At 53.4% G+C, this 12,570-nt stretch carries 14 protein-coding genes; 7 read left to right on the top strand and 7 right to left on the bottom strand.

What is annotated here, in order from left to right; translation table 11 throughout:
* Positions 1–39: 39 nt before the first annotated feature.
* A complete protein-coding gene (locus tag CLV58_RS16840; protein ID WP_106139071.1) occupies positions 40–1,551 on the top strand; it encodes a glycoside hydrolase family 32 protein in 1,512 nt (503 codons plus the stop codon).
* A gap of 381 nt (positions 1,552–1,932) precedes the next feature.
* On the opposite strand, the gene CLV58_RS16835 is transcribed toward CLV58_RS16840, so the two are convergent.
* Positions 1,933–3,525: a bifunctional GNAT family N-acetyltransferase/carbon-nitrogen hydrolase family protein gene (locus CLV58_RS16835; protein WP_106138998.1), complete on the bottom strand. Its 1,593-nt coding sequence runs from the start codon at positions 3,523–3,525 to the stop codon at positions 1,933–1,935.
* Between the two features lie 353 nt (positions 3,526–3,878).
* Here CLV58_RS16835 and CLV58_RS16830 point away from each other — a divergent pair, with 353 nt between their 5' ends.
* Positions 3,879–4,190, top strand: coding sequence for a hypothetical protein (locus CLV58_RS16830; protein WP_106138997.1), 312 nt, complete (start codon positions 3,879–3,881; stop codon positions 4,188–4,190).
* Between the two features lie 424 nt (positions 4,191–4,614).
* Here the strand turns inward: CLV58_RS16830 and CLV58_RS16825 are convergent, their stop codons facing one another.
* Positions 4,615–5,634, bottom strand: coding sequence for a threonine aldolase family protein (locus tag CLV58_RS16825; protein WP_106138996.1), 1,020 nt, complete (start codon positions 5,632–5,634; stop codon positions 4,615–4,617).
* Between the two features lie 172 nt (positions 5,635–5,806).
* Here CLV58_RS16825 and CLV58_RS16820 point away from each other — a divergent pair, with 172 nt between their 5' ends.
* The 5 genes from CLV58_RS16820 to CLV58_RS16800 all read left to right on the top strand — a co-directional run bounded on the left by CLV58_RS16820 (position 5,807) and on the right by CLV58_RS16800 (position 9,549).
* On the top strand, positions 5,807–6,379 hold the full coding sequence (locus tag CLV58_RS16820; protein WP_170108724.1) for a Uma2 family endonuclease: 573 nt from the start codon (positions 5,807–5,809) through the stop codon (positions 6,377–6,379).
* 84 nt (positions 6,380–6,463) lie between these two features.
* A complete protein-coding gene (locus CLV58_RS16815; RefSeq protein WP_106138994.1) occupies positions 6,464–7,276 on the top strand; it encodes an inositol monophosphatase family protein in 813 nt (270 codons plus the stop codon).
* A 106-nt stretch (positions 7,277–7,382) separates the two neighbouring features.
* On the top strand, positions 7,383–7,928 hold the full coding sequence (locus CLV58_RS16810; RefSeq protein WP_106138993.1) for a YfiT family bacillithiol transferase: 546 nt from the start codon (positions 7,383–7,385) through the stop codon (positions 7,926–7,928).
* 17 nt (positions 7,929–7,945) lie between these two features.
* On the top strand, positions 7,946–8,125 hold the full coding sequence (locus CLV58_RS16805; RefSeq protein ID WP_106138992.1) for a FeoB-associated Cys-rich membrane protein: 180 nt from the start codon (positions 7,946–7,948) through the stop codon (positions 8,123–8,125).
* A 47-nt stretch (positions 8,126–8,172) separates the two neighbouring features.
* Positions 8,173–9,549: a DUF4403 family protein gene (locus CLV58_RS16800; RefSeq protein WP_106138991.1), complete on the top strand. Its 1,377-nt coding sequence runs from the start codon at positions 8,173–8,175 to the stop codon at positions 9,547–9,549.
* A 4-nt stretch (positions 9,550–9,553) separates the two neighbouring features.
* On the opposite strand, the gene CLV58_RS16795 is transcribed toward CLV58_RS16800, so the two are convergent.
* The 5 genes from CLV58_RS16795 to CLV58_RS16775 form a co-directional block, all read right to left on the bottom strand.
* The gene (locus CLV58_RS16795) at positions 9,554–10,186 is read right to left on the bottom strand and encodes a DNA-3-methyladenine glycosylase family protein (RefSeq protein WP_106138990.1); all 633 of its coding nucleotides are present in this window, start codon (positions 10,184–10,186) and stop codon (positions 9,554–9,556) included.
* A 69-nt stretch (positions 10,187–10,255) separates the two neighbouring features.
* Positions 10,256–10,600: a nuclear transport factor 2 family protein gene (locus CLV58_RS16790; RefSeq protein WP_106138989.1), complete on the bottom strand. Its 345-nt coding sequence runs from the start codon at positions 10,598–10,600 to the stop codon at positions 10,256–10,258.
* Positions 10,601–10,755: 155 nt separating this feature from the next.
* Positions 10,756–11,340, bottom strand: a complete 585-nt coding sequence (locus CLV58_RS16785) for a DUF1572 family protein (protein ID WP_106138988.1) — start codon at positions 11,338–11,340, stop codon at positions 10,756–10,758.
* Between the two features lie 100 nt (positions 11,341–11,440).
* Entirely contained in the window at positions 11,441–11,803 is a 363-nt protein-coding gene (locus CLV58_RS16780; protein WP_106138987.1) for a hypothetical protein, read from the bottom strand.
* A gap of 130 nt (positions 11,804–11,933) precedes the next feature.
* Positions 11,934–12,428, bottom strand: a complete 495-nt coding sequence (locus CLV58_RS16775; RefSeq protein WP_106138986.1) for a methylated-DNA--[protein]-cysteine S-methyltransferase — start codon at positions 12,426–12,428, stop codon at positions 11,934–11,936.
* Between the last annotated feature and the right edge of the window lie 142 nt (positions 12,429–12,570).

The following is a 12,570-nucleotide window of genomic DNA, read 5'->3' as shown; positions in this document are numbered from 1 at the left end:
GCAGCCTTGGGGGCTGCCTTTCAGTGTATAACGACTATGATGTATAAACGAATCGTCACAACTATCGCGCTGTTTGCCCTGACGTATGCCGCGTCTGCGCAACCGAGCCGGGAGCCGTACCGGGAACAGTTTCACTTCTCTCCCAAAGCGCACTGGATGAACGACCCCAATGGAATGGTCTACTACCAGGGTACGTATCACCTGTTTTTCCAGTACTACCCAAACGGTACGACCTGGGGACCGATGCATTGGGGGCACACGACGAGTAAAGACATGGTACACTGGCAGGAACAGCCCATTGCGCTTTATCCCGACAGTCTGGGCCTGATTTTCTCCGGTAGCGTAGTCGTCGATACCGACAATACCAGTGGATTCGGCAAGAACGGACAGGTGCCGCTCGTCGCCATTTTTACGCAGCACAACCAGACGCTGGAAAAGGCAAAATCCGACAAGTTTCAGTACCAGAGTATTGCGTACAGTCTCGATGCCGGTAAAACCTGGACGAAGTACGCAGGCAATCCGGTGCTGCCCAATCCCGGCATTGTCGACTTTCGCGATCCTAAAGTGCGGTGGTTTGCACCGACGAAACGCTGGATTATGACGCTGGCGACGAAGGACCGGATTACGTTTTATTCGTCATCTAACCTGAAAAACTGGACAAAGGAGAGCGAGTTCGGCGAGACGCTGGGCGCGCACGGTGGCGTTTGGGAATGCCCGGACCTGTTCCCACTGAACCATAACGGCAAGACCGTCTGGACGCTGCTGAGCAGTATCAACCCCGGTGGGCCCAACGGTGGCTCGGCCACGCAGTACTTTCTGGGTGATTTCGACGGGCATACGTTCAAACCCCTGACGACTAAAACGCGCTGGATGGATTATGGTCCCGACAACTACGCCGGTGTAACGTTTGCCAATACCGGGAACCGAACCATCCTGATGGGCTGGATGAGCAACTGGGATTACGCCAATGCGGTACCGACAGAGGGCTGGCGCAGTACGATGACGGTGCCCCGTGAGCTAGGCTTGCAAATGGCTGATAACGAGTTGTATCTGACGTCGGTGCCGGTGAAGGAGCTGAGTAGCCTGAACGGCAAAACGGCGACGCTAACGAATCTGAAGCTGACCGATAAACCGCAGGACCTGACGGCTCGGCTGGGTGGGAAAGCGACAACCTACACGTTGACCATGACTGCGCCCGCTCCGGCCGACGTCGAACTGATCCTGTCGAACAGTGCGGGCAATGAACTGCTGATCGGGTACGACAAAGCCAGTAACGTGTACTACATCGACCGCCGAAAATCAGGTAACGTTTCCTTCGAGAAAAGCTTTGCCCGACGCAGCACTGCGCCCCGTTTGTCGACGAGCAAGACACTGTCGCTGAGCCTGCTGGTCGACGTGGCTTCGGTTGAGCTGATCGCTGATGACGGCCTTGGCGTGATGACCGGTATTTTCTTTCCGGAGGAGGTTATGACGAAGCTGTCGATCCGTTCGTCGTCAGCGCTGGTCATTCCCAAACTAAGTTGTACACAGCTCAGGCCGGCATTGCCGTAAGCGATAGTCAATTAAAAATAATCTTCGTCTTCGCCAGCCGGACGTGGGCTAAACAGGCAGGAGAGGAATAGATAAAAAGTAGTTGATTTGACGCTGTGATAAACAGGCCGGGCCGTTTTTCTACCGTAGGCCGACGTTGGCGTTCGGATAAGTGACCGTTTTAGCGATATCGACATCATGGGCGGGGCTGGTTAGGTAATTATACGATCAAAGTACGGCCGTTGGTCCGGATGCGATGTTAAAGAGACATTAACTATCCTGAACGGGATATGGACCTTACCTCATAAATGGGTGGCTATCCCCGCGCTGGTCACTGAGTAATTATAGCAAAGGCTACTACCGATCCGGTAGTAGCCTTTGCTGCCTGGTGCCCTACGACTGTCAATTGGCAACCACGATCAACGGAGCGACCTGCTCGGGGCTGTTTTCCGGGTCAGCCTTGCGCTCGGCCGCTTTGCGGGCCGTCTTTTTGATTTTGACGTCGTACAGATCCGTTCGCCGGTCTTTCAGTACCTGAACCGAACCGTGTTCGTGCAGTTCTTTCAACAGACTCAGGTCGACGTCGGCAATCAGCACCATTTCCGTGTTGGGCGTAGCTTCGGCCTTGACCGCATTCGTCGGAAACTGAAAGTCCGACGGGGTAAACACCGCCGACTGCGCGAAATTAATGTCCATGTTGTGCACTTTCGGCAGGTTGCCAACGCAGCCCGCAATCGCAACATAACACTCATTCTCGATGGCGCGGGCCTGCGCGCAGTGACGCACGCGGGAATAGCCGTTCTGCGTATCGGTGAGGAAGGGAACAAACAGAATCTGAATACCCTGCTGTGCCAGAATCCGACCCAGTTCCGGAAACTCGACGTCGTAACAGATGACCATGCCGACTTTGCCACAGTCCGTATCGAAGGCGCGAATCTCATTGCCGCCGACCATGCCGTAGTGTTTCACTTCGTTGGGGGTGATGTGAATCTTCCGGTATTCTTCGTACGAACCGTCGCGCCGGTAGAGGTAAGCCACGTTGTATAATTTACCGTCATCGAGCAGCGGCATCGACCCGCCCACGATGTTCACATTGTATGAAATAGCCAGTTCACACAGCCGATCGCGAACCGGTACTGTATAGTCGGCCAGCCGGCGAATGGCAACCGGTTCGGGCAGGTCGTTGAATTCTGCCATCAACGGGGTGTTGAAGAATTCCGGCAGCACCATAAAGTCGGCCCGGTAGTCGCTGACCGCGTTGGCAAAAAACTCGACCTGATCCATAAACGCGTCGAGATTTTTGAACAGCCGCATCTGCCATTGAATAACGCCCAGCCGGATAATCGAGTCGGTATGCGGCTTCTTGTCTTTTTCGTCGACGTAATAGATGTTGATCCATTCCAGCAGCGTCGCGTATTCCTTCGACTCCGTGTCGCCGGGCAGATAACCGCGTAGCACCTTCCGGACGTGGAAGTCGTTCGAGAGTTGAAAGGTAAGCGTCGGGTCGTAAATCTCCTTTTGCTTCACCTTGGCGATGTACTCGCGAGGACTCAGATCGTCGGAGTACTTGTTGTAGTTCGGGATTCGTCCACCGGCAACGATACCTTTCAGGTTCAGCTGTTCGCAGAGTTCTTTGCGGGCATCGTACAGCCGCCGTCCCAGCCGCAGGTCGCGGTAGTCGGGGTGCACAAACACCTCGATGCCGTACATGTAATCCCCTTCGTCGTTGTGGGTTTTGAAGGTGTAGCCCCCCGTGATTTCGCTGTAGGTATGGGTGTCGCCGAAGTCGCTGTACCGCACCCGGATCGCCAGCGCACAGGCGACCACCCGACCATCGACTTCTACGCAGAATTGACCTTCCGGGAATATGTTGAGCAACTTATTGATTTTGCTTTTTTCCCAGTAGTCACCGCCGATGACGCTATACACTTCGACCATCGCTTCTTTGAGGTCCTGATAGTCGTCTTTCTGTAAAGTCCTTACCTGTATGTGCATGATTGTTACAAACTGTCTATAAACGAGCCGGTTGATTTGTTGGGTAGCTGCCTTACGGTAATTGGCCTGATTAGTTGGTCAGGCTTTGTGCCTTGCTCGTATAACAACGGGCTGGTTTTGATCCGTTCCAGCAAGCACCCGAAACTGCCAGATCGTCAGAAACTAATTAAGGCAGTTGCAGAGCGGTAAGTAACTGACTGTACGTGGTTTGTGAGTCTGTATGAACAAGTCTGTTGGTGCAGCTTACGCCGAAAATGTAACGCACGGGTAGCCGATCGACGAGAAAAAGACAGATGCGCTCACCGAAGCGCACAGTTATTGCATATGGAAGTAGGTCGCTAGATAAGCTATGTATGTCTCCCGAATTATCGCAAGCCGCGCTGGCCCTCGGTCTCGAATTTGTAGCTGATATCAGTTATAATCCACGCACAAACCAGTACCGTATCGACCTGGTAGAACCCTACCGTTCTGAGTTACCCAAAACGCAGAATTTTCTAACTGTCGATGTTCAGGAGTTTACGGTCGACAAGCTGCTGACGTTGTTTGAGCAAAAGGTGGTAGCGGTTTACGGCGACAAATACGAAGCCGCAAAACAAGTGCTTGTCCGGGCGAAAGAAAGCGTACATACAGCGCCTGATCCGAGCGAGACTCCATTCGATAAGTAACACCAGTTCGCCGGCCTGGTCGTGCGATATTGCCTACATTTGGGTCGGATCAACTGCTCGTCAGAGTAGTACCGGGCCGTTAAATTCACAGATGTCATGAGGTATTCAACCGTTGTCGTACTCGTTTTAGTGGCTGCTGCGGGTTGTTTTGCCGGCTACTGCTACGCCTTATTCGACTGGATACAGGATGTCAGAGGGGGCGTTTATCAGCACGAACGATTTGAAGGGTTTTGCGAAACCTCGGCTTTGGTGGGTTACCACGCGTACGGGCTACATTTTCTCCGTACCAGAAAAGCGTAGTGGTTAACTGGCCACGGCGTCGTATACAACAAAGCCCCGGCTCTTAGAGTCAGGGCTTTGTGCTTTTCTGTATTTGCGTTGTCAGATGACAGGTCGATCGTCTCGTACCAGCTTCGTACCTGTATCAGGCCGGGCGAAGGCGGTGGCCCAACTCGGTTAGCATGTCGTCGGTGAAGTCGAGGTGCGTCACGAACCGGACCAGGTGTTTGCCGAACGACACGGCCTTGATGCCTTTGTCGCCCAGCGAACTGACGTAGTCAGTGGCCAGTATCGTGTTGGGAAGCTGGAAGATGACGATGTTGGTATCGATCGGCAGAATGGCCTCGACCTCCGGCAGATGTTCCAGCATCGTTCCGATCTGGCGGGCGCGGGCATGGTCGAGTTTGAGTCGTTCGATATGGTGATCGAGGGCGTAAATACCGGCGGCCGCCAGAAAACCAGCCTGTCGCCAGCCTCCACCCATTAACTTCCGGTACCGGCGGGCCTGTTGAATCACAGCGGCTGTACCGAGCAGCATCGACCCCACCGGGCATCCTAATCCTTTCGACAGGCAAATGCTGATCGAATCGAACAACTGACCATAGGCATGGGTAGGATCGCCCGTTTCGATCAATGCGTTGAATAGGCGGGCTCCATCGAGGTGAAGAATCAGCCCGTGTTCGTCGCAGACCTGCCGGATTGCGGCAATCTCCGGAATGGTGTAGTAGCACCCTCCGCCTTTGTTGACCGTATTTTCCAGGACGACCAGCCGCGACAGGGGTTTGTGCGGGTCGGCAGGGGAGTAGATATGTTCCCGGATCAGGGCGGGCGTCAGTTTACCACGTTCCCCCTGTGGCAGGCTCGCTGAAGCCAGCGCATTGACCGAAATACCGCCCCCTTCATACTGATACACGTGCGACAGATAGTCGCAAATGACGTCGTCGCCGGGGCGACAGTGGGTCCGAATAGCCAACTGATTCGTCATCGTCCCACTGGCGCAAAACAGGGCCGCTTCCATGCCGAACAGGGCGGCAACTTTTGCTTCCAGTGCGTTGACCGTTGGGTCGTCGCCCAATACATCATCGCCCAGAGGAGCGGTAAACATAGCCTCGCGCATGGCGGGCGTAGGTTGAGTAACAGTGTCGCTGCGCAGATCGATAATCATAGAGTAAAGGTCGCTCAGAATGTACTAGACAACAAGCAAAAAGCCGGTTTACTGTCAGCTACTGGCCTTTTGTCAAACGGCTGTGTTGCATCGGCTACGTATTTCTGTAGTTTTACCGGCTAACTATCCACCGTATACTACTATGCAGAGCCCCGAATCATATACTAAAGCTATGACGGTTGAGGACTATTTAATCCGGGAAGAAAAAAGCGAAATTCGTCACGAGTTTTACAACGGTCAGGTGTATGCAATGGCTGGCGGCACCGTCAACCACAACCGGCTGATTCGGCGCGTGTCTAATATGTTAGAAGGGCAACCGTCACTAAACCGCTGTGGCATCTTCTCCGAGAATATAAAGGTTGATGTGATGCAGGGCGTTTACATGCCGTACCCGGATGTCGTAGTAACCTGTCATCCATTCGATCTGCGGGGCGACAACACCGTCGTGCGGCAACCCCGGCTTTTGATCGAAGTACTGTCGAAGTCGACCGCTTCGCACGATCGGGGGTTTAAGTGGCTGCGCTACCGGCGGATGCCATCGTTATGGTATTACATGCTGATTGATCAGTATACCATGACGGTCGAACTGTTCAGTCGTATCGAAGAGACGGACGAATGGATAAATACCATCTATGAGCATCCAAACGATATACTGGTGTTGCCTCGCCTGAATTGTGAACTGCCGATCAACGACATATACGCCGATATCGAATTGATTCCAGACGTCGAAGATGATGTAAATTAAGATCAACACAGAGGCACAAAGAATAGTAGTGAGTCGAAACCTTTGTGTTCTTTGTGCCGCCTCTGTGTTTAAAACCATTCTTTCGTGCAGTACAACCTATCTCAGATTACCGAACAGATCAGCGCCATTGCCATGGACGCTGGTGCCTTTTTGTTGCAGGAACGAAGCCACTTTCAGTCCGATGCCATCGAGTACAAAGGACTGAATAACCTGGTGTCGTACGTCGACAAGGAAACCGAAAAACAACTGGTGGAACGGCTAAGCCAACTGCTGCCGGAAGCGGGCTTCATCACCGAAGAGGGCACCACCGGTCAGGAGGCCGACCCGACGGCGCTGAACTGGATTATCGACCCGCTCGACGGAACGGCTAATTTCATCCACGGCCTGCCTGTCTTCTCCGTCAGTATCGGTCTCGCGCAGGGCAACACCCCCATTGCGGGCGTTATCTACGACCCGAACCGCGACGAATGTTTCGCGGGCTGGCAGGGTGGGGGTGCCTGGCTGACGCACAAGGGAACGCGCACCCGCATGCAGGTATCGTCGGCGGCAACGCTGGGCGAAAGCCTGATTGCCACGGGTTTTCCGTACTACCAGTTCGATCAGATGCAGCCATACCTGCACATTCTGGAATCGCTGATGCAGCAGACGCACGGCCTGCGCCGGATGGGTTCGGCGGCTATCGATCTGGCCTACGTAGCCTGCGGCCGGTTCGAAGCGTTTTATGAATACAACCTGAACTCGTGGGACATGGCTGCCGGGGTACTGCTCGTGCGCGAAGCGGGTGGCGTCGTCACTGACTTTGCTGGCGGTAACGAATTTCTATTCCGGGGCGACGTGCTGGCCGGTGGGCCGGTTCACACCGAGCTGATGGCCGTCGTGCAGCAATACTGGACTTAACTATACAGTTTACGGTTTACAGTTTTCGGTAGTTCAACAGCTCGACAACTGACGCGTCTGCCTGGCCGGGCACTGTAAACCGTGAACCAAAAACTGTAAACCGACTATGAAATTCACCACCGATCCCGACCCGCTGCGTTATCCAATCGGGCAGTATGATATGGCTACCGAGCCCGACGCCGAACAGGTACAGCAAAACATTGTTGCCATCGCGGCTTTACCGTTGAAACTGGCTGACCTGGTACAAAACTGGTCCGACGAGCAGCTTGACACGCCATATCGCCCCGGCGGCTGGACTGTTCGGCAATTGATTCACCACATCGCTGATAGCCATATCAACGCCTATCAACGGACCAAGCTAACGCTGACAGAAGCGAATCCGACAATCAAACCGTACGACGAAGCGCTTTGGGCCGAGCTACCCGACTCGTCGTTGCCCATTGCGCCGTCGCTTCACCTGCTGACGGCCTTGCATCAGCGCTGGGTGACGATGCTGCACAAGCTGTCGGGGGATGAATTACAGCGGACGTACTACCATCCCGGTATGCAGCAGTCGTTTACGCTGGCAGCGATGACGGGGCTGTATAACTGGCATGGCGAACATCACTTCCAGCACGCTTACCAACTGGCGCTACGGAACGGCTGGCTGTAAAACGCTGTTGAACGGGCATGCAGGAACTTATCATTGGACTCGTTTTTGTTGCCGCCCTGATCTACATGGGACGCCGATTGTACAGCAGCTTTTTTGTCAAGAAGGCAGGCTGCGGAAAAGGATGCGGCTGCGCGATAGATAGCCGCGCACAAGCGGTAAGGATACTGGAAAAAGGCAACCAAAACCGGGTATCCTAACATTTCACGGCCGGGTCCTGTTTACACGGATAGTAAACGCGTGACCGATGAGTCGTTTTTATACATATTGCGTTCTCTTTCTTTTTGCACTCGCTGGTTGTCAGCGTGTTAAGCCTGACTTGCCCGTAGCGCAGGCGTATGAGCCTGCCATCCCTGACCCCATTTCCTACCTGGCCGGTCAGATTACCTTTCCGGTTGCTGAACTGGAACGGAAAATCAACAGCGCACTCGACCCGGTTCTGGTCAAGGAAGATGCCTTCGAAGGAAAGAAGGGCGAGGCATGGCGACTGCGCGTCGAACGGACTGGCCCCGTTAAGATTCATTACGATGCGCAACAGGTTTTCTTTTCGGCTCCACTGCGGGTACTCTACAGCAATCCTATTGCGCTGACAAAGAAACGGAGAAGCCGTACGCTCTGTGCACTGGCCGTTAATTTCGCGTCGCCCCTGGCCGTGGGGGAAAACTGGCGGCTTACCACCCGCTCGCACCTCAAAGACTACCGCTGGATACAGAAGCCGACGGTGCAAATGCTGGGTATCAAGATCAACGTAACGAAGCTCGCCGATAAGATTCTTCAGAAGCGCCGGGCTGATATTGAAGCGGCTATCGACAAGGCCGTTCGCAACGAACTTCAGCTGAACAAAGAAGTGCAGCGGATATGGGCGGATATGCAGAAGCCGCTGCGCATCAGCAAGAAACCGGCGGAACTGTGGCTGGTACCAAAACCATTCAGCGTTGCGACGGCACCGGTGCGGGGCAACGCCAGGGCCATCGTCGTTCCAATCCGCATTGCGTTTCGCGTCGATACCAAAGTCGGGGCGGAGCCGGCATTGACTGAACTGGAACCCCTGCCCCGGTTGATGCGCCGGGACTCGCTGGCTGGCGAATCGAGCCTGCACGTGCTGGCTTTTGTATCCTATACAGACATTAACCGGGTGCTTTCGGAAACTATTAAAAACGATAAAATCAGCCTGTCGGGTAAAACGCTGACAATAAAAGACGCTGTCATGTCGGGCGGGGGTAAGTCGCTGATTCTAAAGACTAATGTAGGTGGTGTTGTGAACGGAACACTCTACTTCCGGGGAAAGCCACAGTATGATACCTTGACAAATACACTGACGGTTCAGAACCTGAACTTCGACGTACAGACGCGTGAAACGCTGATGAAAACAGCCGACTGGCTATTGCACGACTCATTGCGCGATACGTTGCAGGCGGTTACCGTCGTACCGCTGGGCAGCGAAATCGCGCAACTGCCCGACAAGATCCACACCGCCTTTGAAAAAGGTGGGCCCGGTAAAAATACCGATCTGGATATCAAGGCATTCCGGCTCGTTCCACAACGAATGGTCGTCCGCCCGAACGGTATTCAGGTACTAATCAGCGTCAAGTCGAAAGTCGACATTACCATCCGGCACATTTAACCGGCTAAGCCGCCGGTACAGCATCGGGCTTCCATTGCCACAAATACCGGCTGGCTGTGCTGCGATAGGGACGCCACGCGTCGGCAATCTGATGAAGCACCTTATAAAGCGCACGACCAGTCAGGCCGGTGGTTTGATCGGGATAAGCCCGCATCATGCGCTGGCGAATAACCAGATCGTCGATGGGAAACACGTCAGGCCGGTCGAGTACGAACAGGAGCAGCATTTCCACCGTCCACCGCCCGACCCCCCGAATTGGCAGCAGGTACTGCACGATTTCCTCATCCGTCAGCGTATCGATATACGCCCGATCAAGTGAGTGTGCACTGACGAACGTGGCCACACTACGCAGGTAGTCTATTTTCTGTCCTGATAATCCGGCCCCGCGCATCTCTTCGGTTGTCAACTTCAGCAGTTGTGCCGCGTGCGGATAGTGATCGGCAAACAGCGCCCGGAACCGGCGAAAAATAGCGTCGGCGGCTTTAACGGAGATCTGTTGCGACACGATACTTTCGAGCAGCGCCAGATAGAGGTCGTTTGCCCATTCCGTAAAAGCGGGCTGGGGGGCTGGTGTTTGCTCAATAATCGCGGCCAGAACCGGGTCCTGACTAAGGTGGCGAATGACTTCAGGTGGCATGTGAAAACGGTGTTGGTACGAGTGGCTTCACGAACGACTTATACGAAAAACGGCGTTTTCGACAGTTAGTTACCGTTCGATAGTCATCGTCCGTACTTTTTCGTCCGCAACGCTGTACACATGGGTGAGTGTGTCGTCGCTCAGTAATTGACCGGCTACGTCGTGGATGATCTGATGGACCCGAATAGCGATTTGACCGTCGGGTCTTGTGTCAAACGAAATGGGTTCGACTTTGGGGCTGATTTGCTGCCACTGGCGGACCCAGTACGCGCGGACATCATCATGCCCGGTGACGTAACCACCTTCCCAACCGTTGGGCCAGGCTACGGCGGGATGCAGATGAGCCAGAATAGCATCGATACAACGGTCGTTGAAATCCTGATAAAGCTGACCTAGCATTGGCCGATAATTCATGAGTCGAAACGAGTTTAGTAATGCCCCAAAACTAAGCCCGTCTGCCACGACCGAACGTCGGTGGAAATTGAGATTTTGACAGATCTCCTTGAGAAGACGATTTGTTGATTCAATAGACCCTCGTGTTGGCCTCCATAGTAATTAGCGCGACGCAATCAACGAAGCAACTCGTCCGTAAAATGCTCCTTCCGTTTGGGTTGCGCGAACTTGTTCGCATTGTAGTTCTTCGAGTTGCCGCGAGGAATCGACAAGCTTGTCCAATCGGAGTCGAGAGCCATTTTGCCAATGAAGACAATCTGGCCAACATGATACGGGTAGTGAGCCAACTGCCGGTTGATCGCTTCCACGACCGAATGCCCCATATTGCGGATAAAAATCTCCTTTTGCAGGTCTTCTCCTTGCAGACTATCCAGCGTCGATAGCAGGCAATCCCAGCCTGCATGCCATCGATCCATCAATTCTGCCCTAGTCCGACTGTCATCCTCAAACTCACTATCCCGATTTCGCCAGTCTTTCTCACCATCTGTCGTCAGAAAGTCAGTCCACCGCGAGAGCATGTTTCCCCATAGATGCTTTACGATGAGCGAAATGCTATTGCTTTCTGCGTTGTACTGCCAAAACAGCGCTTCGTCAGGTAATTGATTAATCGTTTGCTCGCCCAACAATTTATAATAGGCGAATTGCTTTTTTGCGCTGTTTAGGTAATCGATGCTTAGTGGTGAAGCTGATGAGTGAGCCATGATTATCTATTTGGGTTATTTCGACCAAATCGATGCGATTTGTTTGGCAGGATAACAGCACTCGGTATAAGGCTTGAAATGGCCTTAGTTGCATGCGTGGTTAAATAGACTTGGGTTTCTGAGAAACTATCTCTATCCAGTAAATACCATCTGCGCCTTTTGACGTTCTATAATGTACGTTTGCGCGCGTGATAGTCGATCCGTTCTTTTCGGCCCAAGCCTTGTCTTCCAGTGGTCCATTTGGCTCCCAACCGTATGTGATCTTGGTAATAGTAATCTTACCATCATGCTTGTTCGTCAAAACATCCGCTTTCTCAAGATCTTTTAACGAATTAGCGATACGAACACCCGTTGGGGATACCAGCGACAAGTTGTCTTCGGCAGTCAACTTATCACCAGAATGACATCCGCCCAACAGACTACCTCCCAAAAGAACCGCAACTATCAATGATTGTCTCTTCATGGCTATATAACAATACGTTAGATGACTAAAGAGTTAACTTCTGTCGGCGAATAGTGGTATACAAACGAGCTTATATCAACTATTCGGTCGAGCAAAACTCAAAACGGTCTGATAGCGTATCCGATACAGTTTAAAACAGGCTCATCTGGCCTTTTTTCTGGTCGGGGAGGGCACCTTCGTGTTCGAGTAGCCAGCGTTTGCGCCAGAGCCCGCCGGCGTAACCTGTCAGCGATCCGTCGGAGCCGATAATGCGGTGGCAGGGTACGACGACCCAAAGCGGATTCTTACCATTGGCGGCCGCTACCGCCCGAATCGCCTTTTCGTCGCCGAGTCGGCGGCTCAAGGTCAGGTACGATTCCGTCGTGCTGAAGGGAACATCGCGCAGAGCCTGCCAAACGCGCTGCTGAAACGGCGTACCGGTCGGATTGATCGGGAAGTCGAAGGTCTGTCGGGTGCCGGCAAAATACGCCGTTAGTTGTTCGGCCGCTTGCCGGAGTGGGAGTGGGGCTTCCGTGGTCGTTTGTTCCGGGACGGGTTCGTCAGTGCAGGTGATTGCCGAGACACCCGTTTCATCGCCTGTAATGCGGACCGGACCAAGTGGCGAGAGAATTGATAAAATAGCCATGACAGTCGTAAATTGACTGGTAAGATACGGTTCCGGCCGTAGATAAACACGGGTTTGTCGTTGAAAAGAGTACGCTAGCGGCAAACAAACAGCGTATCGGTAACGGATGAACTTCAGTACGTATCTCCTCCCTGCCTGTCGC

It is taken from the genome of Spirosoma oryzae, from assembly GCF_003002825.1.
GTDB lineage: Bacteria > Bacteroidota > Bacteroidia > Cytophagales > Spirosomataceae > Spirosoma > Spirosoma oryzae.
This window is presented reverse-complemented; position numbering and strand designations above follow the sequence as displayed.

Bases quoted from the DNA above. Each gene is read 5' to 3' on its own strand.
- CLV58_RS16840 (WP_106139071.1), top strand. From the start codon at position 40: ATGTATAAACGAATCGTCACAACTATCGCGCTGTTTGCCCTGACGTAT.
- CLV58_RS16835 (WP_106138998.1), bottom strand. From the start codon at position 3,525: ATGCACATACAGGTAAGGACTTTACAGAAAGACGACTATCAGGACCTC.
- CLV58_RS16830 (WP_106138997.1), top strand. From the start codon at position 3,879: ATGTCTCCCGAATTATCGCAAGCCGCGCTGGCCCTCGGTCTCGAATTT.
- CLV58_RS16825 (WP_106138996.1), bottom strand. From the start codon at position 5,634: ATGATTATCGATCTGCGCAGCGACACTGTTACTCAACCTACGCCCGCC.
- CLV58_RS16820 (WP_170108724.1), top strand. From the start codon at position 5,807: ATGACGGTTGAGGACTATTTAATCCGGGAAGAAAAAAGCGAAATTCGT.
- CLV58_RS16810 (WP_106138993.1), top strand. From the start codon at position 7,383: ATGAAATTCACCACCGATCCCGACCCGCTGCGTTATCCAATCGGGCAG.
- CLV58_RS16805 (WP_106138992.1), top strand. From the start codon at position 7,946: ATGCAGGAACTTATCATTGGACTCGTTTTTGTTGCCGCCCTGATCTAC.
- CLV58_RS16800 (WP_106138991.1), top strand. From the start codon at position 8,173: ATGAGTCGTTTTTATACATATTGCGTTCTCTTTCTTTTTGCACTCGCT.
- CLV58_RS16795 (WP_106138990.1), bottom strand. From the start codon at position 10,186: ATGCCACCTGAAGTCATTCGCCACCTTAGTCAGGACCCGGTTCTGGCC.
- CLV58_RS16790 (WP_106138989.1), bottom strand. From the start codon at position 10,600: ATGAATTATCGGCCAATGCTAGGTCAGCTTTATCAGGATTTCAACGAC.
- CLV58_RS16785 (WP_106138988.1), bottom strand. From the start codon at position 11,340: ATGGCTCACTCATCAGCTTCACCACTAAGCATCGATTACCTAAACAGC.
- CLV58_RS16780 (WP_106138987.1), bottom strand. From the start codon at position 11,803: ATGAAGAGACAATCATTGATAGTTGCGGTTCTTTTGGGAGGTAGTCTG.
- CLV58_RS16775 (WP_106138986.1), bottom strand. From the start codon at position 12,428: ATGGCTATTTTATCAATTCTCTCGCCACTTGGTCCGGTCCGCATTACA.